Source organism: Fibrella aquatica (genome assembly GCF_041321135.1).
Lineage (GTDB): Bacteria > Bacteroidota > Bacteroidia > Cytophagales > Spirosomataceae > Fibrella > Fibrella aquatica.
Map to the genome: position 1 here is coordinate 635,621 of NZ_JBGGWF010000001.1, position 22,604 is coordinate 658,224.

The following is a 22,604-nucleotide window of genomic DNA, read 5'->3' on the forward strand; positions in this document are numbered from 1 at the left end:
CGTATTGTATATCGTCAGGATATTTTTTCAAAATCGAGCCGCAAAGATAGTACTTAATTCGTTGTAAGAAAATAGTTTTGCTCAAGACAGCTTCCTTAACCAGTATGAAAATCCTTAATGTTGAACAGATTCGTCAACTTGATCAAGCCACCATTACCTATGAACCCATTGCACCGATCCAACTGATGGAACGTGCCGCACAGGCATTTGTCGATTGGTTTATGATGCGCTACGATGCTTTCACACCTGTGAAGGTATTTTGCGGTCTTGGAAACAATGGGGGAGATGGATTGGCTATTGCCCGCTTACTGCTTCAGGCTAATTATATCGTTGATGTGTTTGTGGTGCGGTATGCACCCCGCGAATCCGACGATTTTGCGCATAATCACCGCCGCCTTAAACTGCTCATTAATCCCCACTACATCGAAAATCCGGGCGATATGCCTACACTCCGGCAGCGAGATGTCGTTATCGATGCCATTCTGGGGTCGGGTATATCAAGGTCGGCTGAGGGGTTGGTGAAAATGGTTATCGAGCGAATCAATCATTCACCTGCTGTGGTGATTTCAGTTGATATTGCCAGTGGTCTTCAGGCAAATCAGCCTAATCTGCCCGACGATGTAACGATTCAGCCCGATCATACGGTTACGTTCGATTTGCCCAAACTGGCGCTTCTGCTACCCGGTAATGCCCGTTCGGTAGGCGAATGGCATACGGTTGATATTGGGTTAAATCAGCGCTTCATCGACCAAGCCCCCACTCCTTATTATTACACGACCGAAGCTGAAGCCCGGCTACTGCTTCGCCGTCGGGAGCGTTTTTCCAATAAAGGCACGTATGGTCATGCCTTATTGCTGGCAGGTAGCTATGGTAAAATTGGGGCGGGTGTGCTGGCTGCAAAGGCTTGTTTGCGGTCGGGTGTGGGGTTATTGACGGTGCAGACGCCCCACTGTGGGTACGTGATTATGCAGACTGCCGTGCCCGAAGCCATGTGTCGCCCCGATGTTGATGAGCGTATTCTGACGGGGCCGAGTGATGTGGATGGTCCTTCGCTTTCCGATTATGCGGCCATTGGTATTGGGCCCGGCATTGGGCAGGCCCCCGAAACCGCTCGTTTTCTGCGCGAAGTATTGACCAATTTTAACCGCCCCGTTGTTATCGACGCCGATGCGTTGAACCTGCTGTCGGCTAACAAAGACTTAATCGGTTTATTGCCCGAAAACAGTATTCTGACCCCGCATCCAAAAGAATTTGAGCGTTTGACCCAACGCTGGCAGAATGATTATGACAAGCTTGAACTACTGCGGGAATTTGCCCAACGTCAGCAGGTGGTAGTGGTTTTGAAAGGTGCTCATACGGCCGTTGCACTCCCAAATGGTGAAGTTCATTTTAACTCTACGGGTAATCCGGGCATGAGCACGGGCGGCACCGGCGATGTGTTAACCGGTTTGCTAACGGCCTTGCTCGCTCAGGGGTATGACCCGGTAGAGGCCGCAGTGCTGGGCGTTTTTGTGCACGGACAAGCAGGAGACCGGGCGGCAAAAAGTCGTGGACAGATTGGGCTAACGGCCTCTGACGTAGCTGAAAGCCTACACTGGTCCTGGTAACTCATGGAAAAATATCCATAATTTTTGTGGAATAAATTCTACGTAGAGAAGGCAGCCTGTTTATTGACTGGTTCTCATGGAGTGACCGTTAGATAAGCTTTATACGGAAGCTATAGGGGTAAATGCCGTTTAATCAGCTACGTAGATACACGTACGATAATCAGGTAGTTCTTCGCTGAAAAAGTAGTTCGTCGGGCATCAAATTTGCCCTGCAATTAGTAACATATTCTAAACGAACACTAAAGATGGGTAACTACACGCAGCGTGAATGGCGAATGAGCCAGTCTAAATCAAGGTCATCAGCTGATTTTGGGCAGACCGCCGCCATAGGAGGTGCCACAGTGGCTTTATTTACCTACATCATTTACCACTTCATTTACCCACTCATCGCTAAAGGGCTACTGTTTTAGAAGCAGGCGATTAAAGCATAACGAAAGAAGGCCAAACTCCCCGGAGTTTGGCCTTCTTTCGTTATGTAGCTACAAGCTTACTTCGTTATCGGGGACTATATGTATGCCACATCTCCAGCGTTGCCTTATCGTTTGCTACGGCGGCCGTTTTTCTGCTCCGGTTTACTTTTGGTAGTCCGGCTGTCCGTTCTTTTTTGAATTGGCTTACCCAGGCGAGATTGGGGCGGCGGCGTGGCCGCCGGTTTTTTAGCGCTGGCTGTTCTGGGAGCACTGGCTGTTCTAGCCCCGGCTGCTTTTGGGGAGCTGGCTGTTCTGGACGACCCAGCTGTTCTGGGCGAGCTGGCTGTTTTTGGGGAACTGGATGTTCTGATCCCGGATGTTCTGGGGGAGCTGGCAGGCTTCTTTGTTCTGGTTGCCTGATCGCTTTTGGGCTTTTTCTCGTCCAGACCGGTTGATCCTTCCAGCATGCCATAAATAATTTCCTTCTCACTGTCGGTCAAATCCCGCCAATCGCCAACGGGCAGGCCCTTCAGGTTGATGTTCATGATCCGAACCCGCTCCAACTTCGTAACCTCGTAGCCGAAATATTCGCACATCCGGCGAATCTGCCGGTTCAATCCCTGAACAAGTGTAATTCGAAAGGTGGTGGCGCCTTCCTGCACTATTTTGCATTTTTTGGTAATGACGCCCAGCATCGGAACCCCGTTGGCCATGCCGTTAATCACCGCTGTGGTCAGGGGCTTGTTTACCGTCACCACATACTCTTTTTCGTGTTTGTTGCCGGCCCGCAGGATCTTGTTGACCAGATCGCCGTTGTTGGTCAGAAAAATAAGCCCCTGCGAATCCTTATCCAGTCTACCAATGGGGAAGAGCCGTTCACTGTGGTTTACATACTGCACAATATTATCGCGCACGTTTTCCTCGGTAGTGGAGGTTACTCCCACCGGTTTGTTCAGGGCAATAAGAAATACGTTATCAGCATCGCGGGGTTCCAGATTATTTCCGTTCACACGCACACGGTCATTGGGCTTCACCTGGTCGCCAACCACCGCTTTGCGTCCGTTGATGAATACGACGCCCTGAGCGATAAACCGGTCTGCCTCTCGCCGGGAACATAACCCGCTTTCGCTGATGAATTTATTGAGTCGTTTTGAACTTTGCTCCATTTGGCTTCGATGAATGTACGGACAGAAAGGAAACCGTGGTGCCCGAATCTAAACGCCCGGCAAAGGTAGCAACGTACCGTTGTCTTCTGTCCTCAGTCTTCTGTCTTCCGTTGCTCCGCCAACTCACCAATACGTGCCGTGGCGGAGCAATAGAAGACAGTAAACAGAAGACAGAAGACTGAGGACTATTTTATCGAAGCGCCAGGTACGTGATCAGGGCCGATACATAGGCCAGTACGCTCATGTAGCCTAGCTGCACCATGGGCCATTTCCAGCCTTTGGTTTCGCGGTAGGTGGTGGCAATGGTACTCATGCACATCATAGCAAAGACGTAAAAGACCAGTAGCGACCAGGCCACAGCCGGGGTATACATGGGACCACCCGTGTCCGGGTTGCGTTCGGCTTTCAGGCGTTGACGAATGGTAGTGTCGTCGCCGGTATCGCCTGCGCCCAGGCTGTAGATAGTCGACATGGTACCGACAAATACTTCGCGGGCAGCAAATGAAGCGAGTAGCGCAACGCCAATCTTCCAATCGTAACCCAGTGGTTTTATGGCGGGCTCGATAAAGTGGCCGAAATGACCGGCATACGATGATTCGAGCCGTTCGGAGGCAACAGCATTGGCAATTTCGTCATCCGATTTCCCCTGCCATTCCCGGCGAACGCGCGATTCGGCTTCGTCCATGCTGTTGCCGGGGCCGTAGCTTGCCAGTACCCAGAGTACAATAGAGATCGCGAGAATAACCCGGCCCGCTTCCCATACAAAGGAGCGAACGCTTTCCCAGACAGTGAGGCCAACGTGGTTCCAGCGGGGCCATTTGAACGTGGGTAATTCCATCACAAACAGGCTTCGCTCTTTGGTTTTCAGGAGTTTCTTAAAGACCCAGGCGGCGGCCAGTGCCGAAATCAATCCCAATAAATACAAACTCATCAGCGCCAGCCCCTGCATGTTAAAAATGCCCAACACCCGCTGATCGGGCACCACCAATGCAATCAGGATGGTGTAGATAGGCAACCGGGCCGAGCAACTCATGAGTGGCGTAACCATAATGGTGATAAGCCGGTCGCGGCGAGAGCTGATCGATCGGGTAGCCATAATGGCTGGTACGGCACAGGCAGCGCCAGAGATCAGAGGCACCACACTCCGTCCACTTAGCCCAAATTTGCGCATGATGCGGTCCATCAAGACCATAACGCGCGACATGTAGCCCGATTCTTCAAGCAGCGAAATCAAGAGAAATAACAAACCGATTGGCGGAATAAAAACCAGAATGCCGCCAATACCCGACAGAATGCCATCGGTCAGTAAATCGGTGAGGGGGCCGGGGGGCAGGCTGTCTTTCAGGCTGCCGTTCAGCCAGGCTACGCCTTCATCGATAAGATCGACAAGCGGTGTGGCCCACGAAAAAATGGCTTGAAAAACCAGTAGGAGAATCAGCGTAAAAATGGCGTATCCCCAAACCGGGTGTAACAAAACGCGGTCAATCCGCTGACTCCAGGTTGGTTGGCCAATGGGGCGTTTGTCGGTGACAGCGTCGGCCACTACCGCCGAGATCAGTTCATAGCGCCGAATGGTTTCACGTACCTGGAAAGCTGGTTCACTGAAGTTATAGCGGGCAATGAGTTCATCCAGTCCTTCCCGTTGCGCTTTGTTAAGGAAGGTAAAGCCATCATGTTGAATGACGTACTGAAGCGCCAGGTAATTATTGGTCAGGCCGTATTGGTGCTTTGTTTCTTCCAGCAAACCGGTTTGTTCACTCGTCACCGATTCGGCAAGAACGGGGTCAGTTTGTGGATCGAAGAAGAGGGTTTCAGCTAAAACCGGCTCGTTCAACTGCTGTAGAATGGCTTTTTTTAATAAATCAACACCTTCGCCGGTACGGGCATTGACGCGCACCACCGGAATGCCCAACCGCATCGACAGCCGGACAGCGTTGACCTCCTGTTGCTGTTGCCGGGCCACGTCGAGCATATTGAGCACGAGCACAACCGGTACGCGCAAATCCATGATCTGTGTAAACAAGAGCAGATTGCGGCGGAGGTTAGAGGCGTCGAGCACAACCACGGCTACATCCGGGTAATCAGGATGGGCGGGGTTCGCCAGAATGTCGGTGACGATTTGTTCGTCGGGCGATTTGGGGTAGATCGAGTAAACCCCCGGCAGATCAACTACGGTGGCTTCGAGTTGGGGCGACAGAATAGCGGTGCCCGATTTCTTGTCCATCGTCACACCGGGAAAATTCCCGGTTTTCTGACGCAGACCTGTCAATTGATTGAATAACGAGGACTTACCGGCGTTGGGGTTGCCGACTAAAGCCAATACGGGCGATGTTTCCAAGGTAACATTCGACCCAGAGGGCCGTTCTACTCAACAATAATGGTGGCGGCTTCGGCCCGGCGCATCGACAGGCAGTAGCCCGAGACGTTCAGGCAAATTGGGTCACCCATCGGGGCTTTGCAATGCAAGCACACTTCCTCGCCGGGTAAACAACCCATTTCGAGCAACTTAATCGAGGCCCACTGGTCATTAAAGGACTTTATCCGGGCGCGTTCGCCGGGTTTTAGATCGGCTACAGTACGGTTGCTCATGGTGTCTTTATTTAGACTTCATTTAAACAAACGCAACATTACGGCGAAAAGTTGAGAAATGGTAAGAAATGGTAAGTGGATTATGATGCTGATGGTACACGAATTACACGGATGAGAGGAATTGACACGGATTGATGGTACGCAGATTATACGGATGAAAGGGATTTACACGGATTTTGGATTTGAACTGATTTGCTCCGCTTAAATCGAAAATTCGTGTAAATCCCTTTCATCCGTATAATCTGCGTACCATCATCCGCGTACTAAATCATAGGCGAAGCGCAGGATGGTGGCGGCGATGACGCAGAGGAAAAACACGCGAATGAATCCGTTTCCTTTAAGTAGCGCCAGTCGTACGCCCACAAAAGCACCTAACAGGTTGGCGATGGCCATGGGTATGGCGATGGCAAACAGAACGGTGCCCCGGCTGGTGAAAAAAAGCAGACTGGCCGCGTTGGTTGCCACATTGACCCACTTAGCATGAGCACTGGCCCGCAGGAAATCGAAACCCAGCAGCCCAACCAGTCCCAGCACCAGGAAACTACCTGTTCCGGGTCCGAAAAAACCGTCATAAAACCCGATAGTCAAGGCCATAAGTCCCATTCTGATGCGCTGCTGACGGCGGCTGAGGGTGCGCTCAACGTGCTGGCCAAAGTCAGGCTTAAGTAACGTGTAGAGGAATACCGCGATCAGAATGACCAGCGCCAATGGCCGCATGAACGTATTGGGTACGTGGGTGAGTGTCCAGGAACCGGTAAGAGCAGCGGCAAAAGCGATGACCGCCATTGGTAACAGAAGCGACCATTGAATGGTCACGCGTCGGCTAAACTGAACAGCTCCCAGCAACGTACCTACAGCGCTGGGAAATTTGGTGGTGCCCAGCAAGGTAGGAATCGGATATTGAGGCAGGCTGAACAAAACGGCGGGGGTTTGAACCAGTCCGCCGCCGCCTACGATAGAGTCGATGAAGCCAGCCAAAAACGAAAAAAAGCAGAGGGAGAGTAACGTACCTAAATCGGGGATCATGACTGCAAAAGTAGGGTGCGTTTGGGCATTGTGGCGTATTTTTGCGGTCCTATGCGTGAATCGTTACTGCAAGTTGGAACGTTGGTCGGCAAGGAGTTTCGGCTCGAATGGCGGCAGCGGTATGCCCTCAACGGAATGCTGCTCTATATCGTGGGCGCCGTTTTTGTCTGCTACCTGAGTTTCAACGCCCGACGTGGTCAAATGGCCCCTACGGTCTGGAACACGCTTTTTTGGCTTATTCAACTCTTCACGGCTATCAACGCCATTTCTAAAACCTTTGTACAGGAGCGCGCCGGTCGACAATTGTACTACTACACGTTGGCCAGTCCGCAGCAAATCATCGTTGCCAAGATCATATACAATACCGGCCTGATGATCGTGCTCGCCCTGCTGGGTTTCTCGGTCTATGCCTTTGTCCTGGGCAATCCCGTCGACGATGTGGGCTTATATATAGGAAGCCTGTTGTTGGGGGCTATCGGTTTCGCCGCTTCCCTAACACTCGTAGCTGCCATTGCCGCCAAAGCCGAAAACTCAGCAACGTTGATGGCTATTCTGAGCTTCCCCGTGATTTTACCATTACTGCTGTTGCTACTTAAAGTGGCCAAAAATGCCATGGATGGCCTCGATCGGTCGGTGAGCAGCGATGAACTGATAACGATTTTGGCAATAGACGCCATTGTTCTGGCACTTTCTTACCTCCTCTTCCCGTTTTTGTGGAAGAGCTAAAAAACGTTTGATGTTTCGTGTTTGAGGTTTGACGTTGCGCTGCCAATCCTTAATTGTATAAAGTAGCAGCGCAACGTCAAACCTCAAACACGAAACATCAAACTTAGACAAATATGAAAGCAAACTGGTGGAAGGCCCTGGCGGTCATCATTTTAACGTATACAGTTTTTTGGGGTTTGTTGGGCCCAACACCTCGTCAGCCAATTCTGAACGAGAGTATCCGGAACGTGTATTTCCACGTGCCGCTTTGGTTTGGGATGGTCACGCTGATGCTGACGTCGATGATTTTTGCTATCAAGTACCTCCGGAGTGGTAAGCTGGGAGACGACTTGGTATCGGTCGAATTTGCCAAGACAGCTATCCTGTTCGGCCTGTTAGGCTGTGCCACCGGTTCGATCTGGGCTAATTATACGTGGGGTGAGCCCTGGCCGAACGACCCGAAGTTGAACGGGGCAGCGGTTGGTATGTTACTCTACATGGCGTATCTGGTGTTACGTGGTGCGTTTGATGACGAACAGCGCCGCGCCCGCATCTCATCGGTCTACAATATTCTGGCCTTTGCTGTGTTCGTTCCGCTCATTTTCGTCTTGCCTCGTATGACAGATTCGCTACACCCTGGTAATGGGGGCAATCCGGCGTTTGGTAAGTATGATATGAACAGTGATATGCGCATGGTTTTTTATCCGGCCGTGATCGGATTCATCCTGCTCGGTGTCTGGATAACGCAGCTTCGGGTACGTATCAGCCGGTTGCACGTGGCGTTGGAAGAGTAACACGGGCTTCAGCCGGGGGCGCCTAGCCCGTATGTAACTAACTTACTCACATACGGGCTAGGCGCCCCCGGCTAAAGCCCGTGTTACTCTTTGATTCTTATTGGAATAAATCGCGCCGTATCTTTGTTAACATTTAAAGAGGTTCTGCCTCTAAACCAACCGCATGATTCGCTCATTAGTACCCCGTTTTAGTTTGCTGCTTTCCTTCTTGCTGATTGCCCAAACCACTATGGCCCAGGATACTGTCGAGATGGCCGATCAACTTCGGGCCGACGGTAAAATCTGGGTGGTCGTAGCCGTTATTGCGGCGGTCTTTTTTGGCATTATTGTATACCTCGTTCGCCTCGACAGTAAAATTGGTAAGCTGGAGCGGGAGGTAAAGAATAGCCAACTAAACGCCGGTAAATCAACAACCAATATGAGCCGGTAACGTACCCGGCTAATGCACTTTTTAAGTCATGAAAATCTCACACATTATTGGCATTATCGTTATCGCTGTGGCTATCGGCATTGTGGTAACTTCATACGGCGATTCAAGCTCATACGTGACTTTCGGCAAGGCAATGGCTATGGCCAAAGATGGCGACGAAGACATGGTACACGTGGTGGGCAAGCTGAAAAAAGACGCGTCGGGCAAGGCCGAAGGCCTTTTCTACCAACCCCAAATCGATCCGAACCACTTCGAGTTCACCCTCGTCGACAACGATAATCACGTGCAGAAGTGCGTATACAACAGCCCCAAACCGCAGGATTTCGACCGGTCAGAACAGGTCGTGGTTATTGGTGCCATGCAGGGCGATCACTTCCAGACAAACAAAATCCTGCTTAAATGCCCCTCCAAGTATCAGGATGGTAAGTTAGACGTAACTGAATACGAAGCTAAAACGGCGAAGCTATGAGCGTTCAGGAAATTGAAGTAGCGCTACAGTCGCTATCAATTGAAGAGCTTACTCAGGTACGCGATAAAGCTGCTGAATTACATCAGGCGCGCTGGGATGCGCAGTTGATCATCGATCTTGAATCTGGCCGACTGGATGCCTGGATTGACGAGGCAAACCAGGTACGTAAAGAGGAAGCCCGCAATAAATAACGCCCGACTTATTAGTTAACATGTTATGAAAGACTTCACCGTTGGTAATACGGGTCATCTGTTTGTTATCCTGTCGTTTGTAACGGCGTTGGTAGCCACGTTTGCGTACCTGAAAACAACGCTGGCCCGTGAGTCAGCGGAAGAGAACCACTGGAAAAAGCTGGCACGCTGGGCCTTTTATGTACACGGCGTAGCAGTTCTAAGTGTGGTTGTTTGCTTGTTCTCCATCATCTATAACCACCGGTTCGAGTACCAGTATGCCTGGAGCCACTCGTCGCTGGCGTTGCCCGTGCAGTACATGATTTCGTGCTTCTGGGAAGGACAGGAGGGAAGCTTCCTGCTCTGGATGTTCTGGAACGCGGTGCTGGGTATTATTCTGACCCGCACGGCCGGTTCGAAGTGGGAAGGACCGATGCTCACCGTGTTTGCGCTGGTACAGGCGTTCCTGACATCGATGATTCTGGGCGTAGTGCTGGGAGACCTGAAAATCGGTTCATCACCGTTTTTGTTGCTGAAAGAAGCAATGCCCGACGCACCGGTGTATACCATGAATCCCAACTTTATTCCTACTGACGGGAAAGGACTGAATCCGCTGCTGCAGAACTACTGGATGGTGATTCACCCGCCGACGCTCTTTCTCGGATTTGCGCTCGCGCTGGTACCGTTTGCCTACTGTATTGCCGGTTTGTGGCGCAATCAGCCCCTGAACTGGATTCGTCCTGCACAACCCTGGATGCTGGTCGGTGCCGTGGTGTTGGGCGTTGGCATTATGATGGGCGGCTACTGGGCCTACGAAACGCTGAACTTCGGCGGTTACTGGAACTGGGACCCCGTTGAAAATGCCGTCTACGTGCCTTGGCTTATCATGGTGGCTTCTATGCACACGATGCTGACGGCTAAACGCAGCTCGGCAGGCCTCAAAACGGCGATTATTCTAACTATTGCGCAGTTCCTGCTGATCCTGTATTCTACCTTCCTGTCGCGTTCCGGTATTCTGGGCAATGCCTCTGTACACTCGTTTACTGATCTGGGCCTATCGGGGCAATTGTTGGTATACCTGCTGGCGTTCGTGGTCATTTCAATTGCCCTGATGGCCGCGAAGTGGAAACTGATTCCTAGTGATGAGCAGGAGTTATCTATTTACAACAAAGAGTTGTGGCTGTTTTTGGGCGCTATTGTGCTCTGCTTGGCCGGTTTTCAAGTCATTTCAACCACGTCGATTCCGGTTTATAACAAAGTGGCTGAGTTGTTTGGTAAAGCCTCGAACCTGGCCATGCCGACTGATCAGATTGGGCACTACAACAAGTTTCAGATCTGGTTTTTTAGTTTCATTGCCGTACTGACGGGTGTTGGCCAATATATCTGGTGGCGCAAAGCCGGCAAGGGTAGCTTCAATGCGCTCATGACGCCGCTGGTGCTTACACTGCTGGTTAGTGCAGCGATCATTGGTTTTGGTCAGATAAAGAACCCGATCTACATGGTATTCCTGACCACGTCGGTATTTGCCATTATGGCCAACGGATCTATTCTGATGGGGGTATTGCAGGGCAATTACCGGCTATCTGGCGGAGCCGTAGCGCACATGGGTATGGCCTTGATGCTGATCGGTATTCTGTTCTCGTCGGGCTATTCGAAGGTAACGTCGATCAACAACAGTGGCCTGCTGATTTCGAAGTCAGACGAGTTTACCAAAAACGATAACAAAGAGAACAAAGAGAACGTCTTGCTGTGGCTGAATCAGTCTGAGCGGATGGAAGGCTATCAGCTAACGTACCGGGGCCAGAAAGTGGAGGTGCGTGATATGCCTGGGTACGTTCCCCGTAAGGCGGTATCGGTCATCGAGGGAGACTTCCGTGGTATTGCGCAGGAAGACCTTTCGCAAGACGGTAAGCTGTATCATAAGAAAGGCGATACCGTGGCACTGTATCCCGAAAACGTGTATTACGAGGTAGAATATCGTGAGCCTAGTGGCAAAGTATTCTCGCTGTACCCGCGCGCTCAGGTAAATGACCGGATGGGCTTGTTAGCCTCGCCCGATATTCGCCATAAAGCCGGACGGGATCTGTACACGTTCGTTTCATCGGTGCCTGACCCCAACGCAGAAATGCAGTGGGAGAAAACGGAAACATACGCTGTTTCTATCCGCGATACGTTTTTCCTGAACGACTACGTAGCCATTCTGGACAACGTCGCTAAAACGAACGAAGTGAAGGGCATCGAGATGACGCCTTCCGACGTAGGGGTGAAAGCGCAGGTACGTGTGCTGTATAAAGATCGGGAAGTGATGATGCAACCCGCCTTCGTGATTCGTGACGGAGCTATTGCCAGCCCCGCCGACATCTCGGAAGAGCTTGGTGTTCGTCTTCAACTGAAAACAATCGACCCTAAAACAGGCCAGTTTACCTTCGCCGTGAACCGTACACAACGCGATTACATCGTGATGAAAGCGTCGGAAAAACCGTTGATCAACCTACTCTGGATTGGTACATTGGTCATGGTCATCGGTTTCCTGATGGCGATCTACCGCCGCTACCGCGAAAACGGAAAGATGGAGAGCAAGGACAAGAAAGAAGCCCGCAAATCAGTAGTCAGTTATCAGTAAACAGTTATCAGCGTACCTAGCTACCATAACGCAGTTGTCAATGATTAATTACCAATGTACCCGGATGCCTACGTATAGTATTCTAACTGGGTACATTGATAACTGCTTACTGATAACTGATAACTGATATGAAACTCCGCGATACACTGTTACTCTGTGCCTTCATTGGTGCTTTAATTCTCTGGATACTGGAAATCCGGCGCGTGGGTTTTTCGGGGAGTTACGATTTACTGCTACTGGCAGTAGCCTTTCTGTTTGCTTTTCAACTGTTTCGCCTGCGCGACCAGCAGAAGAGTAAAGACGTTTCGCCAACCATTAAACAGATGATCGACAAACGGAAGCAGGACGCTCAACGGAAGGGGAAGAAATAAGCCAATATGATCTATTCTTTGCTGCTCGGTGCCCTCTTTGCGCTTATCGCCACCGGTTTTTTTGCCGCCGTTGAAACCGCTTACACGTCGGTGAACCGGCTTTACTTCGATCTGCACAGTAAACAAGGCCCGGTAGGCGAAAAGCTGGTTTCCCGCTTTCTGAAGAATCCAATTCTTTTTGTAGGAACCACCCTGACGGGAAACACGCTTTTTCTGGTCCTGTATGCTGTGTTGGGGGTTACGGTGCTGAATCCGATGTTGGAAGCACTGCTCCCTGGCGATTTTGATAGTCCGATCGCGTTGCTGATCATCGAAACGTTGATTCTAACGCTGATTTTTCTGCCCTTCGCCGACTACTTGCCCAAAAGCCTGGCCCTCATTCATCCCGATGCATTTCTGGAAAAACTGGCAGTGCCGCTTTGGGTGATTTATCAGGCTATTGCGCCACTGGTGCGGGTGTTGGTCTGGATAGCTCGTCTGTTCAATAAATATGTGCTGCGGCAGGATGTAACCGAATTACGCCCTGTTTTCGGTATCACCGACCTGAACAACTACCTGCAACACCTGAACCAAAGTCCGACTGATGCAGAGGAGGATGGACAGGTAGACGCCAAAATCTTCAACAACGCCATCGGCTTTCGCGACGTTCGGGTGCGTGATTGTCTGGTGCCGCGTACCGAAATAGCTGCCGTAGCCAACGACGAAACCATTGACGATCTGCGCCTGACATTTCAGCAAAGCGGCCACTCCAAAATTCTGGTTTACCGGGATACCGTAGACGATGTGATTGGCTATTGCCATGCGTCGGGTCTGTTTAAGAAGCCGCAACAAATTGACGATATTCTGTTGCCTATTCTCACCGTTCCTGAAACCATGCCAGCTCAGGATCTGCTGTTGCGGTTTTTGTCGGAACATAAAAGCATTGCCTTAGTGGTTGATGAGTTTGGCGGAACAGCGGGTATGATCACCGTAGAGGATATTGTGGAGCAAATTTTCGGTGAAATTCAGGACGAATACGACGTAAACGAAGACTGGGTAGAGCAGCAGATCGATGCGCGAACGTACCTGCTTTCGGCCCGCCACGAGATCGACGATTTAAACGAGAAATACGACTGGGAATTACCCGAGGGCGATTACGAAACCCTGGGTGGTCTTATTCTATCAATCAACGAAGATCTGCCAAACGTGGGCGATACCTTCAGGATAAGCCCTTACACGCTCATGATCGAGTCGGTGCAGGGTACCCGAATTGGCACCGTTCGGGTCACAATCGGCAACGAGTAGTATCACATTCTACCCTAACCCCCTTACTGCCTTCCTGAAAAACCATTGGTTACGGCCGTGGGGGGCGTGGCTAGCGGCTGGGTTCCCGGAGTAGAGGGCGCGGGTTGTTCAGGAACCGGCACACCAGGTTTCACTTCCTTGTTTCCGCCAAACAGTAAGCGATTAAACGATCGGGTATATAGCATACTCAATCCGCCGCTGGTGGTCAGCGTGGCCGAGTTGAGGCTAAGGGCTCCCAGGGCACTTTGCTGATTCCGGTTATACATCTTGGCCCGTAATCGTCCATCAGGCGTAAGCCAGTATTCCAGCGTCCATTCCCCCAGCAAACTGGCAGCACTAGCCTGGCTTTGGCCATACGTAAACCCACCATCGCGACTTACGCGCAATCTGTCATTGAGCAGCCGATAAGATACCCTCAATTGAAGGTTGTTCAGCAGGTTATCGCTGGCCTGAGTACCGGTGGCGGCTCCCAGTACGTTGCCCAGTGAAACGCCGACATTCAGCTTTTCGTCGACATTAGAGAACAACTGACTCAGTCGGTTCGACACGATTTCGCCAAGTGCGTTCCCCACGCCTCCCTGCACATCCTGGCTGAACAGGTTCAGGCCTTCCGGAATCAACTGGTTAAATATCAGTAGGCTGCTTACCTGTTTGGTCAGCTCCTGGTCGTTGCTCTGAATCCGGTTTTCAAATGCCGTTACCGCCTGCCTGAACTCCGACGAAGCGGGATATTCTTTAATGCGAAGATCGAAACCAACGTCGGGCGTAGTTAATTGACCGGTCAGTTTGATGAGCAGATCAACGGGGTAACGGCGGGTTCGGTCGGGCGAGTTATTGGTAATGTTCGACGACGTACCTGTGGTGGGAAGCAGCGCGCCGAGGGCCGTAAACTGGGTGTAGGCCGCCGTTACGTCGATGAGCGCACCGTAGGGGTCACCCGTCCAGGTAATGCGGCTATTGGGCCGAATCTGGAACTTCTTGTTCAGCAGGTTCTGGAAGGTAAACGTGTAGTCTCCCTGCGTAATGCCATACGTGCCAGTCATGGTGAAGTCGCCTTTCGTATCCACATTCATGGCAATCCGCCCTTCGCCGTAGGTACGTATGATGTCGCCCGATTGCCGGTCGAACTGCACTTCGCAATACGCATCGGGCGTGATGTCGAACTTGAAATCCATCTTGATTCCCGACAAATCAACCGATTGTTTGGTGCTGTCTTTGGCGGCAGCGCGGCGGCTGGCAAACTGAATGTAATCCTGCTGACTAACGGTGGCCGCGCCATCCAGCGGAATATACATGCGTGTGCCCTTGTTGCTCTGCATATCGGCCTGCACCGTCAGGTTATCCAGAGGGCCAAACAACTCAGCCTTGCCCGTTACAACTGCTTGTCCGTAGAACAGGTTGTTATCATTGGCGCTCGTGTTCATGATGCGGAACTTCTGCAAATCGGCATCGAATCCAAGCTGAAAGAACCGGAAATTATCGTGATACACCCCGCCGCGAATGATGGCGGTATTGCCGTCGGCGTCGCGTAATACCATGCGACGGGTCAGTATTTCGTTATCGCCAAAATAGATCGTGTTATCGAAAAATAGATCGGTTTTCAGGTAATCGAAGGTGGCGCGGCCTTTCTGAATGTCTACTGAACCGCTCAGTACGGGTGTTTTAGGCGTGCCTGTTACATTGACTTGCCCCAGCAACGTACCTCCGAAATTAGAGAAGATACCCTTCGTAAAAGGAGCGGCTAGTCTGAGTTCAGTATTGTTGAACAGGGCACGAAGCGCCAGGGAATTGGTTTTCAGCTCGGGCGTATACGTACCTGTCAGCGTAAACACATCGGCCCGATCACGAATCAGACGGGCGTTAACGTTAACTTGCTTGGCTGCAGGGTCATAAGCGCCAGATCCCACCACATCGCCGATAATGGCGTTTTCATAGGCCAGGGCCGTTACGTTGAGCTGACTTTCTACAATGGCGGCTTTGTACAGATTGCGGAGTTGTACACTTCCATTCAGTACGCCGCCCAGCCGGGTGTTCAAAACCGGATTCAGCGAGCTTAACTGAAAATCGCGCGCAGCCAGGTCCAGGCGTGCCGATGTGTCGGTAGACACCTTGCCCGAGGCCGTGATGAACTGGCTCTGGTTAGAAACCGTCACCTGCTGCAACGTAAACTCATTGCCCACCATTCTGACCAGACTAGCTGGGTTCAGCGTCCAGTCCGTATCGAGCAACCGAAGTTTCGATTGGCGGAAGGTGAGGTCAATGGCGTCGCCTTTGAAGCGTAACTCTCCGTTCAGATCGGCCCGATTGGAGGTACCTGTCTGGTCAACGCTACTCGTGAAGTTGATATGGTCCTGATCCCACGATGCTTCTGCATCCAGATTCTGGGTAGGGGCCAGACCTCCCAGCTTCTGCCGTGCCGACGACAGAATGGCCGAAGCCAGTACCTCGCCCGAATTGGTGAATTTAGACGTAGTCAGATCCAGTTCCGTTGGGCCAAAGGCGTAATCGGCCACTCGCAGCGAATCGGTAAGTACATTGGCCGTAATGAACTGTGTGTTGTCGGCATTGTACCGACCCACCAGGCGTGTACCGGTAGCAATGTAGGCGGGCAAATTCAGAAAAGTCAATAATGGCCGGGCATTCCGAACCGACATCAGATAGTCGATGTGATAGGGAAGGGGAGCGTTTCGCATCGATCGGGCCAACTTGTCAGCGTAGTACTCTTTCTGACCGGCGGCATCGCCCGCAAAGTACAGGGTGTATTCACGCGCCAGTCTGGTCAAGTCAGCAATGGTGCGGTTAGGTTCGTAGTTCCCCTGTAATCGTGCCGACAAAAAATCGGAATCGATGTTAAGATAGCGACTCTGAGCCCCTTCGATCGTAGACACTAGAGACAGCGTATCAATGGCCAGATTGCGACCGTTCAGGGTTAGAAAAGCATCCCTGAAATTGGCCTGCCCCGTTAGCTGATCCACTGAATTACCTTCCAGTATGGCGTTCAGGTATGTGCTGATTGTGAGCGAATCGCGGGTGTAGCCCAACGCACGCATATCGGCCTGCTGAACAGTACCGCGCACATCGAACTGGTTTTTAGCACCACGCAAGTCAAACTCACCATCCAGGTTCAGCTTGGCGTTGGGGTCGCGAAGGGCCACATGGCCGTTGAAGTAGGCTTTCTGCAAGTTGCCCTGCACCACCAGATTTTTGTAGTCGTAGCCGCCAAAGCCGAAGCGCGCAAACTGCCCGTCAATGTCGGCCTGGGCGCGGCTAAGGTCGGTTCCCTGCCCTTTAATGCGTCCCCGCCCGTCGATGGTTTGCAACGTACCTGGCTGATCAATTAACTCGCCCACTTTAAACTGGTCGGCGGTCAGGTCGGCTTCGTAAGTTGTCTGCTCGGGTCGGTCGGCAAGTTTAAGCGACAGTTTACCCGCCACCCTACCCAGTGCCGAGCTGAATTGCCCGTTGGTGGTGAAATTATCGAAGGCTCCGGTAAAATTGGCGTTGAAGGCCAACGTACCCAGCTTGGCCATCGTTTTGTTGAATGCCGGATCAGGGTAATATTGCCGAATATCGGCCAGTGTGACGAGCGAGGGTCGAAAACGCAGATTCACCAGCAGGTTATCCATGTCGGGTAACCCTTTGAAAGCCAGGTCGCCTACCAATCGGCTACGGCCCTGTGGTCCAAAGCGGAGATCAGTGTCAACCAGACTCAGATCAACCACACGGCCGCGCATGTTGCCACTTAGGAACCAGGTCTCGTTTAATTTTCGAACATACGAGCTAAACGCGCCCAGATCGGCCGACCGAACGATGCTGTTGGCAAAATTGGCCCGTATAGCCACGTTGGTATTAAATTTACCCATGTCTCGATGGGCATTGTACAGAAAGGCGACGTAATCGCGAATGACTGAGTTATTGACCGACATGTAGAGATCTGCGAACTCCATTTTCTTGTCTGAATACAGAAACTTCGTATCCATCCGCTTTACCGTGAGGCCCGTTTGCCGATCAACTGTACGTAGCCGCGACACATTGAGGGCAATGGTATCGCCCAGTACCAGAAAATCCTTGACATCACCGTTGATAGCCGACAGCCGAAGGTGATTATAATCAAAATCCCTGGGGTCTTTCATGTAAGACTCGCGGGGGTCGTCCATGGAGAAGAATCCATCAACCACGGCTACTTTGCCAATGGTGAAGGGGGCATGCATATCGCTGTGGACTCGGGGTTTCGTGGGGTCGCTCGTTAGCCGCTCAATAGAACTGATAAAGTCGTCGAGGTTTAGATCGCCGGTTTCGGGGCTGTATACCAGTTGTACGTTTGGTTTATACAGCACAACTGCATCCAGATGGATGGCGCTCGTCGGCTTTCGGAGCTGTTGATCCGGCGTAAGAAAAATGCCGGTGAGCCAGGTAGGGAGCGTGGTGAAATCAACGAAATTGCCGAGGTTATAATCTACTTCCAGCCGCCCAACCTGAATCATGGGGCGGTTCTGATAGTCCCGGATATGAACGTCCTCGAGAGTCAGCGTATCGAACCATTTGATGGAGGCCCGGCCGATATTAACCTGCATGCCCAGTTTCTCGGTTGCCCAGGTAGCCGCGCGCTGCACGATATAGGTTTGTATGGGCGGTAATTGCAACATGACCCAAAGCGTTACAAAAGCCAGCATCACCAGCAGTAACGTTTTCAGGAGTATGTTAACAAATGACCGCATGCGGGGCTACAGAAGTGGGGGTTGGCTCGAATATCGTCCGTCGTTCGACTAAAAACGAGCCACAGGGTTTAGGAACTGCTTTTTAAACGGTAAAAGTGCTGTTTTCGTTACACTCGATGGAACCAGGAATTAAATAGTCTAACGTTTAACGTTCAATGTCTAAAGTTACTCCGTCTCACATCAGTTAGCGAAGCAACTTTAGACATTGAACGTTAAACGTTAGACTATTTAATTCCTGGTCCAATCAGATCCCACAGATTGCCGTACAGGTCGGCAAAAACGGCTACTGTTCCGTAGGGTTGAGCAACCGGTTCGCGAATAATCTGAACCCCGTTTTGGACCATAAGGCGAAAATCACGCCAGAAGTCATCGGTGTTCAGAAACAGAAAAACCCGCCCGCCTGTTTGGTTGCCAACCCGGCTACGCTGCTCATCATCGGTGGCTTTAGCCAGTAATAGCTGACAGCCCTGACCGTCTGGCAACGTACCCGGTGGGGCTATACGTACCCAGCGCTTGGTATCACTGAGCGGCGTATCTTCCACCAATATAAAATTCAGTTTATCCACATAAAACCGAATGGCATCGTCGTAATCATCAACGACAAGAGCAAGCTGAGCGATAGTTTGAGGCATGGGTGAATTTAGGCCAAAGTTGAAGGTCTGATGTTCAAAGTTGCGCTGCTAGTGGCCATCCCTTCAAGCCAGCAGCGCGACTTTGGACGTTGAACGTTGAACTTTAAACTAAATTTGCTGTAATGACACTGCTTGCTATTGAATCATCCTGCGACGAAACGTCGGCTTCGGTTCTGACCGACGGCCGTATTTTGTCTAATATTATTGCTGCCCAGCTAATTCATGAACGCTATGGGGGTGTTGTGCCCGAACTAGCCTCGCGGGCGCATCAGCAACACATCGTGTTGGTGGTCGAGCAGGCGTTGGCAGAGGCAAAAGTAGCTAAAACAGATTTGTCGGCCATTGCTTTCACGCGCGGGCCCGGCTTGTTGGGCTCTCTGTTGGTTGGCGCTTCCTTTGCCAAGGCCTTTGCCCTGGGGTTAAACATTCCGCTGATCGAAGTAAACCACATGCAGGCCCACGTGCTGGCTCATTTTATCCGTGACGTACCTGACCAAAACGTGCCAGCGTTTCCGTTTATCTGCCTGACTGTCAGTGGGGGGCATACGCAACTGGTGCGCGTAGACGGGCCGCTCGATATGCATGTGATTGGCCAAACACAGGACGATGCGGTTGGCGAAGCGTTTGACAAATCGGCCAAATTGTTAGGATTACCTTATCCCGGTGGTCCGCTGATCGATAAGCACGCGAAGTTGGGTAATCCACTTGCCTACCCGTTTCCGTTGACCGATATGCCCGACCTCGATTTCTCGTTCAGCGGTATTAAAACGGCGATCATGTATTTCCTCCGCGACCAGACCCGCAAAAGCCCTACGTTCGTAACGGATAACCTGAACGACATCTGCGCCAGTATTCAGTACACGCTGATTCAGATGTTGCTGAAAAAACTGACGAAGGCTACGCGCGAAACGGGTATCCGGCAGATTGCCATTGCGGGCGGCGTGTCGGCCAATAGTGGGCTGAGAAACAGTTTGTTGGCGCTTGGCGAAAAAGAAGGCTGGCAGGTATTTATTCCGAAATTCGAGTACTGCACAGATAACGCAGCCATGATTGCCATGGCTGCGTATTTCAAATACCAACAAAACGAGTTCGTTGGTCAGGACGTGAGCCCCCTGCCGCGAATGGAATTATAACCGGCACACGACCTAAAATTCAACGATGAAGCCAATGGTTGGCGTTACAAATGGGTCACTGTCGGGCAGAACAGTCGGCACACCGTTGCTACCGTCGGCTTGTAGCGGTCGGCCATCGGTGGTTACGTAACCCGTTCCGTTTTCGCCCCGTTTCAGCACAAACTGCGGGTAGTTGGGTGTAGGCAGTACAAAGGCGTTTTGCACGTCCAGAAACAGATCGAAGGTGAACCGTTTGGCATTCCATTTTTTGTCAAACCGGAAATCGAATTGATTCAATGGGGCCAGTCGCTGCGTGTTCAACTGGCTGAAGTCGAGTACGCCTTCGCCTCTATTCAGGAAGTTTTGCTGCGACGCTACCAGGTCAAACGGCGTGTAGGGAGCCCCGCCCGCAAAGCGATATTTCAGCCCAATCTCGATGCCCCGCTTGAACTTGCGGCCCAGTAAGCCCGAAAAAAGGTGCCTATTGTCCCAGGCTGATGGACGCAAAACGCCATCACGTCCCGAAAATTCGGAGCGAACAAAGGTGTAAGACGCTACCACAAACAGGTTTTTTACCAGTTTCTGCTGAAAAAACACTTCTGCGCCATACGCTCTTCCCTTGCCTGTGCTGGTTACGGCTTCGTTGCCAATCGCGTTGAAGTTATTGCCCAGGTTAGCCAGCGAAATACCATCACGTACCGAAACCGGATAATTCCCGTACTGTTTGTAGAAACCCTCGATGGTAAAACGCGTGGTCGGTTTTGGCAAAAATTCGAGCCCGGCCACATAGTGCGTCGAGCCAATGTAGGTAGCACTGCGATTCACCAACGTACCTGCGTCATCCCGGAAACCCAGCACCGTATAGGTCGGCAGTTTGTAATACCGCCCCACCGATGCATTGACCGTCCAGCGATCAGTAAGCGCGTAGCTCAGCGACACTCGGGGCGACAGCGTCTGTAGTGGATTGAGCCCGGTGTCGGTAAACGTGTTGATATCGGTGCGCAATCCCGCCGACACGCCCAGTCTGTTGGCGAGAAAGTTGCGGCTCACCTGCCCAAATAACCCAAACCGGCCAAAATCGATGTCTGTTACCGACCGCACCGATAGCGCTGGTTGTATCAGCACACCGGCTGGGCTACGAACCTCGTTGCTCAGTTTGGCTGCCAAATCGTTGGTAAACTGCACATATTGCGCCACACCACCTACCGAATACCGCCACCCGTTCACGGACTGATTCAGGTCGAACCGAAGTTTGTTCTCTGTTTCGCGCGATCGAATGCGCAGTACACGCGCCGATTCATCGCCCGTTCGGCCATCGTCAAAACGGTCGAGGGCATTATCGAAGGCGTTGCGGCTCAGGGCCACATTGAAAAATCCGTTCTCAACGAGCCGTTTCAGCGATAGACCACCTGTGTAATTCCATTGATTGACGAGCGGGCTACGTCGAATGGCAAATTCTTTGTCGGGTGTTGTGTTGCGGGGTACGGCAAAGCTGAACTCGTCGATAGCGCCCACACCAATAGCGGTCAACGTGGTTTTTTTGTCGATACGGTGGGTTATTTTAGTCTGAAAGTCCCAGTAGTTTGGGCGAATAGGCAGGTCGATGAGCTGAAAAAAGTATTGCAGATAAGACCGCCGTGCCGACGCCAGAAATGTGGTTTTTTCGCTGAGAGGTCCTTCTGTGGTCAGGGCTGCTTCGGTGCCACTCAGCCTGAAATTCCCCTGAAACCGGTCTGGATTGCCCTCGCGTTGCTTAAACTGAAACACAGACGCCAGGGCATTATCGTAGCGGGCATCAAAACCCGATGAAGTCAAGGTTATGTCTTCGATAAACGACACGTTCAGAATTCCCTGTGGCCCGCCTGTTCCGCCCTGCGTTTGAAAATGGTTGATAACCGGAATCTCGATGCCGTCGAGGTAAAATACGTTTTCGTTGGGCGCGCCCCCCCGAATCACGATGTCGTTTCGCAGCCCACCTGCTGAGCCACCTACGCCGGGTAAGGTTTGAATCACCTTCGAAATGTCAAAATTACCCCCCGGGTTAGTTTTGATTTCCTCGGTCGTAAGCCGTTGAATGGAGTTTGGCGTCGTGATAGAAGATACGGCGGCCGTAGCCCGGTTGGCTCTAACGGTTACCTCCGATAGCCGCTTACTTTCCTCTTCCAGATCAAAGCTGGTTTCGTTGGCGTTCCCCGACGATACGATGAGATTGAATTTCTCCTGCGGTTGATAGCCAATATAGGTTGCCCGCAGGTTGTAGCTGCCCACCGGCAGGCTGAGTTTGTAACGACCTTCAGCATCGGTGGTGGCACCAATTGGTCTAGCATCGGGCGTGGTCCGATTATCAACCTGCACCGTCACGCCAATGAGTAGTTCCTGGGTGTTTCGGTTACGCACCGTGCCCGTTACAATACCGGTTGGCTGGGTTTGCGCCAATGTTGACCCGATGAACGCGCTGAAAAGTAAGCTAAGTAGAAGACAAAGTCGCATAGTAGAAG

General features: G+C 51.7%; 18 protein-coding genes. 11 read left to right on the top strand and 7 right to left on the bottom strand.

Going from position 1 to position 22,604, the window contains the following annotated elements:
- Nucleotides 1–104: 104 nt before the first annotated feature.
- Together ACAW87_RS02310 and ACAW87_RS02315 are read left to right on the top strand one after the other, a co-directional pair.
- Nucleotides 105–1,607: an NAD(P)H-hydrate dehydratase gene (locus ACAW87_RS02310; protein ID WP_370721530.1), complete on the top strand. Its 1,503-nt coding sequence runs from the start codon at nt 105–107 to the stop codon at nt 1,605–1,607.
- Between the two features lie 245 nt (nt 1,608–1,852).
- Nucleotides 1,853–2,017 carry a hypothetical protein gene (locus ACAW87_RS02315; RefSeq protein WP_370721531.1) on the top strand — a complete coding sequence of 55 codons (165 nt, stop codon included), beginning with the start codon at nt 1,853–1,855 and terminating at the stop codon, nt 2,015–2,017.
- Between the two features lie 125 nt (nt 2,018–2,142).
- Here the strand turns inward: ACAW87_RS02315 and rluF are convergent, their stop codons facing one another.
- The 4 genes from rluF to ACAW87_RS02335 form a co-directional block, all read right to left on the bottom strand.
- The gene (rluF, locus tag ACAW87_RS02320; protein WP_370721532.1) at nt 2,143–3,183 is read right to left on the bottom strand and encodes a 23S rRNA pseudouridine(2604) synthase RluF; all 1,041 of its coding nucleotides are present in this window, start codon (nt 3,181–3,183) and stop codon (nt 2,143–2,145) included.
- Nucleotides 3,184–3,373: 190 nt separating this feature from the next.
- Entirely contained in the window at nt 3,374–5,521 is a 2,148-nt protein-coding gene (gene feoB / locus ACAW87_RS02325) for a ferrous iron transport protein B (RefSeq protein ID WP_370721533.1), read from the bottom strand.
- 26 nt (nt 5,522–5,547) lie between these two features.
- Complete coding sequence (locus ACAW87_RS02330; protein ID WP_085410544.1) at nt 5,548–5,772, bottom strand: FeoA family protein; 225 nt, start codon at nt 5,770–5,772, stop codon at nt 5,548–5,550.
- 252 nt (nt 5,773–6,024) lie between these two features.
- The gene (locus ACAW87_RS02335; protein WP_370721534.1) at nt 6,025–6,798 is read right to left on the bottom strand and encodes a sulfite exporter TauE/SafE family protein; all 774 of its coding nucleotides are present in this window, start codon (nt 6,796–6,798) and stop codon (nt 6,025–6,027) included.
- Nucleotides 6,799–6,849: 51 nt separating this feature from the next.
- Here ACAW87_RS02335 and ACAW87_RS02340 point away from each other — a divergent pair, with 51 nt between their 5' ends.
- From ACAW87_RS02340 to ACAW87_RS02375, 8 genes are all read left to right on the top strand, one after another.
- Nucleotides 6,850–7,524: a heme exporter protein CcmB gene (locus tag ACAW87_RS02340; RefSeq protein WP_370721535.1), complete on the top strand. Its 675-nt coding sequence runs from the start codon at nt 6,850–6,852 to the stop codon at nt 7,522–7,524.
- 113 nt (nt 7,525–7,637) lie between these two features.
- Nucleotides 7,638–8,297 (top strand): cytochrome c biogenesis protein CcsA, encoded by a 660-nt coding sequence (ccsA, locus tag ACAW87_RS02345; protein ID WP_370721536.1) that lies wholly within the window; start codon nt 7,638–7,640, stop codon nt 8,295–8,297.
- A 163-nt stretch (nt 8,298–8,460) separates the two neighbouring features.
- Nucleotides 8,461–8,727 (top strand): CcmD family protein, encoded by a 267-nt coding sequence (locus tag ACAW87_RS02350; protein WP_370721537.1) that lies wholly within the window; start codon nt 8,461–8,463, stop codon nt 8,725–8,727.
- A gap of 28 nt (nt 8,728–8,755) precedes the next feature.
- Nucleotides 8,756–9,196, top strand: coding sequence for a cytochrome c maturation protein CcmE domain-containing protein (locus ACAW87_RS02355; RefSeq protein WP_370721538.1), 441 nt, complete (start codon nt 8,756–8,758; stop codon nt 9,194–9,196).
- A complete protein-coding gene (locus ACAW87_RS02360; RefSeq protein ID WP_370721539.1) occupies nt 9,193–9,387 on the top strand; it encodes a hypothetical protein in 195 nt (64 codons plus the stop codon). The genes ACAW87_RS02355 and ACAW87_RS02360 overlap by 4 nt, the downstream gene beginning before the upstream one ends.
- 25 nt (nt 9,388–9,412) lie before the next feature.
- A complete protein-coding gene (gene ccsA / locus ACAW87_RS02365) occupies nt 9,413–11,989 on the top strand; it encodes a cytochrome c biogenesis protein CcsA (protein ID WP_370721540.1) in 2,577 nt (858 codons plus the stop codon).
- Between the two features lie 128 nt (nt 11,990–12,117).
- Nucleotides 12,118–12,360, top strand: coding sequence for a hypothetical protein (locus ACAW87_RS02370; RefSeq protein ID WP_370721541.1), 243 nt, complete (start codon nt 12,118–12,120; stop codon nt 12,358–12,360).
- A gap of 6 nt (nt 12,361–12,366) precedes the next feature.
- Nucleotides 12,367–13,644 (top strand): hemolysin family protein, encoded by a 1,278-nt coding sequence (locus tag ACAW87_RS02375; protein WP_370721542.1) that lies wholly within the window; start codon nt 12,367–12,369, stop codon nt 13,642–13,644.
- Between the two features lie 23 nt (nt 13,645–13,667).
- Here ACAW87_RS02375 and ACAW87_RS02380 read toward each other — a convergent pair whose 3' ends face one another.
- Nucleotides 13,668–18,362: a translocation/assembly module TamB domain-containing protein gene (locus ACAW87_RS02380; protein ID WP_370721543.1), complete on the bottom strand. Its 4,695-nt coding sequence runs from the start codon at nt 18,360–18,362 to the stop codon at nt 13,668–13,670.
- 224 nt (nt 18,363–18,586) lie between these two features.
- Complete coding sequence (locus tag ACAW87_RS02385) at nt 18,587–18,994, bottom strand: VOC family protein (protein ID WP_370721544.1); 408 nt, start codon at nt 18,992–18,994, stop codon at nt 18,587–18,589.
- A gap of 122 nt (nt 18,995–19,116) precedes the next feature.
- Here ACAW87_RS02385 and tsaD point away from each other — a divergent pair, with 122 nt between their 5' ends.
- Entirely contained in the window at nt 19,117–20,127 is a 1,011-nt protein-coding gene (tsaD, locus tag ACAW87_RS02390; RefSeq protein ID WP_370721545.1) for a tRNA (adenosine(37)-N6)-threonylcarbamoyltransferase complex transferase subunit TsaD, read from the top strand.
- Nucleotides 20,128–20,139: 12 nt separating this feature from the next.
- Here the strand turns inward: tsaD and ACAW87_RS02395 are convergent, their stop codons facing one another.
- The gene (locus tag ACAW87_RS02395) at nt 20,140–22,596 is read right to left on the bottom strand and encodes a TonB-dependent receptor (protein ID WP_370721546.1); all 2,457 of its coding nucleotides are present in this window, start codon (nt 22,594–22,596) and stop codon (nt 20,140–20,142) included.
- Nucleotides 22,597–22,604: the final 8 nt, after the last annotated feature.

Excerpts from the sequence above, each read along its gene's own strand:
- ACAW87_RS02310 (WP_370721530.1), top strand. The coding sequence starts at position 105 with ATGAAAATCCTTAATGTTGAACAGATTCGTCAACTTGATCAAGCCACC.
- ACAW87_RS02315 (WP_370721531.1), top strand. The coding sequence starts at position 1,853 with ATGGGTAACTACACGCAGCGTGAATGGCGAATGAGCCAGTCTAAATCA.
- rluF (WP_370721532.1), bottom strand. The coding sequence starts at position 3,183 with ATGGAGCAAAGTTCAAAACGACTCAATAAATTCATCAGCGAAAGCGGG.
- ACAW87_RS02330 (WP_085410544.1), bottom strand. The coding sequence starts at position 5,772 with ATGAGCAACCGTACTGTAGCCGATCTAAAACCCGGCGAACGCGCCCGG.
- ACAW87_RS02335 (WP_370721534.1), bottom strand. The coding sequence starts at position 6,798 with ATGATCCCCGATTTAGGTACGTTACTCTCCCTCTGCTTTTTTTCGTTT.
- ACAW87_RS02340 (WP_370721535.1), top strand. The coding sequence starts at position 6,850 with ATGCGTGAATCGTTACTGCAAGTTGGAACGTTGGTCGGCAAGGAGTTT.
- ccsA (WP_370721536.1), top strand. The coding sequence starts at position 7,638 with ATGAAAGCAAACTGGTGGAAGGCCCTGGCGGTCATCATTTTAACGTAT.
- ACAW87_RS02350 (WP_370721537.1), top strand. The coding sequence starts at position 8,461 with ATGATTCGCTCATTAGTACCCCGTTTTAGTTTGCTGCTTTCCTTCTTG.
- ACAW87_RS02355 (WP_370721538.1), top strand. The coding sequence starts at position 8,756 with ATGAAAATCTCACACATTATTGGCATTATCGTTATCGCTGTGGCTATC.
- ACAW87_RS02360 (WP_370721539.1), top strand. The coding sequence starts at position 9,193 with ATGAGCGTTCAGGAAATTGAAGTAGCGCTACAGTCGCTATCAATTGAA.
- ccsA (WP_370721540.1), top strand. The coding sequence starts at position 9,413 with ATGAAAGACTTCACCGTTGGTAATACGGGTCATCTGTTTGTTATCCTG.
- ACAW87_RS02370 (WP_370721541.1), top strand. The coding sequence starts at position 12,118 with ATGAAACTCCGCGATACACTGTTACTCTGTGCCTTCATTGGTGCTTTA.
- ACAW87_RS02375 (WP_370721542.1), top strand. The coding sequence starts at position 12,367 with ATGATCTATTCTTTGCTGCTCGGTGCCCTCTTTGCGCTTATCGCCACC.
- ACAW87_RS02380 (WP_370721543.1), bottom strand. The coding sequence starts at position 18,362 with ATGCGGTCATTTGTTAACATACTCCTGAAAACGTTACTGCTGGTGATG.
- ACAW87_RS02385 (WP_370721544.1), bottom strand. The coding sequence starts at position 18,994 with ATGCCTCAAACTATCGCTCAGCTTGCTCTTGTCGTTGATGATTACGAC.
- tsaD (WP_370721545.1), top strand. The coding sequence starts at position 19,117 with ATGACACTGCTTGCTATTGAATCATCCTGCGACGAAACGTCGGCTTCG.
- ACAW87_RS02395 (WP_370721546.1), bottom strand. The coding sequence starts at position 22,596 with ATGCGACTTTGTCTTCTACTTAGCTTACTTTTCAGCGCGTTCATCGGG.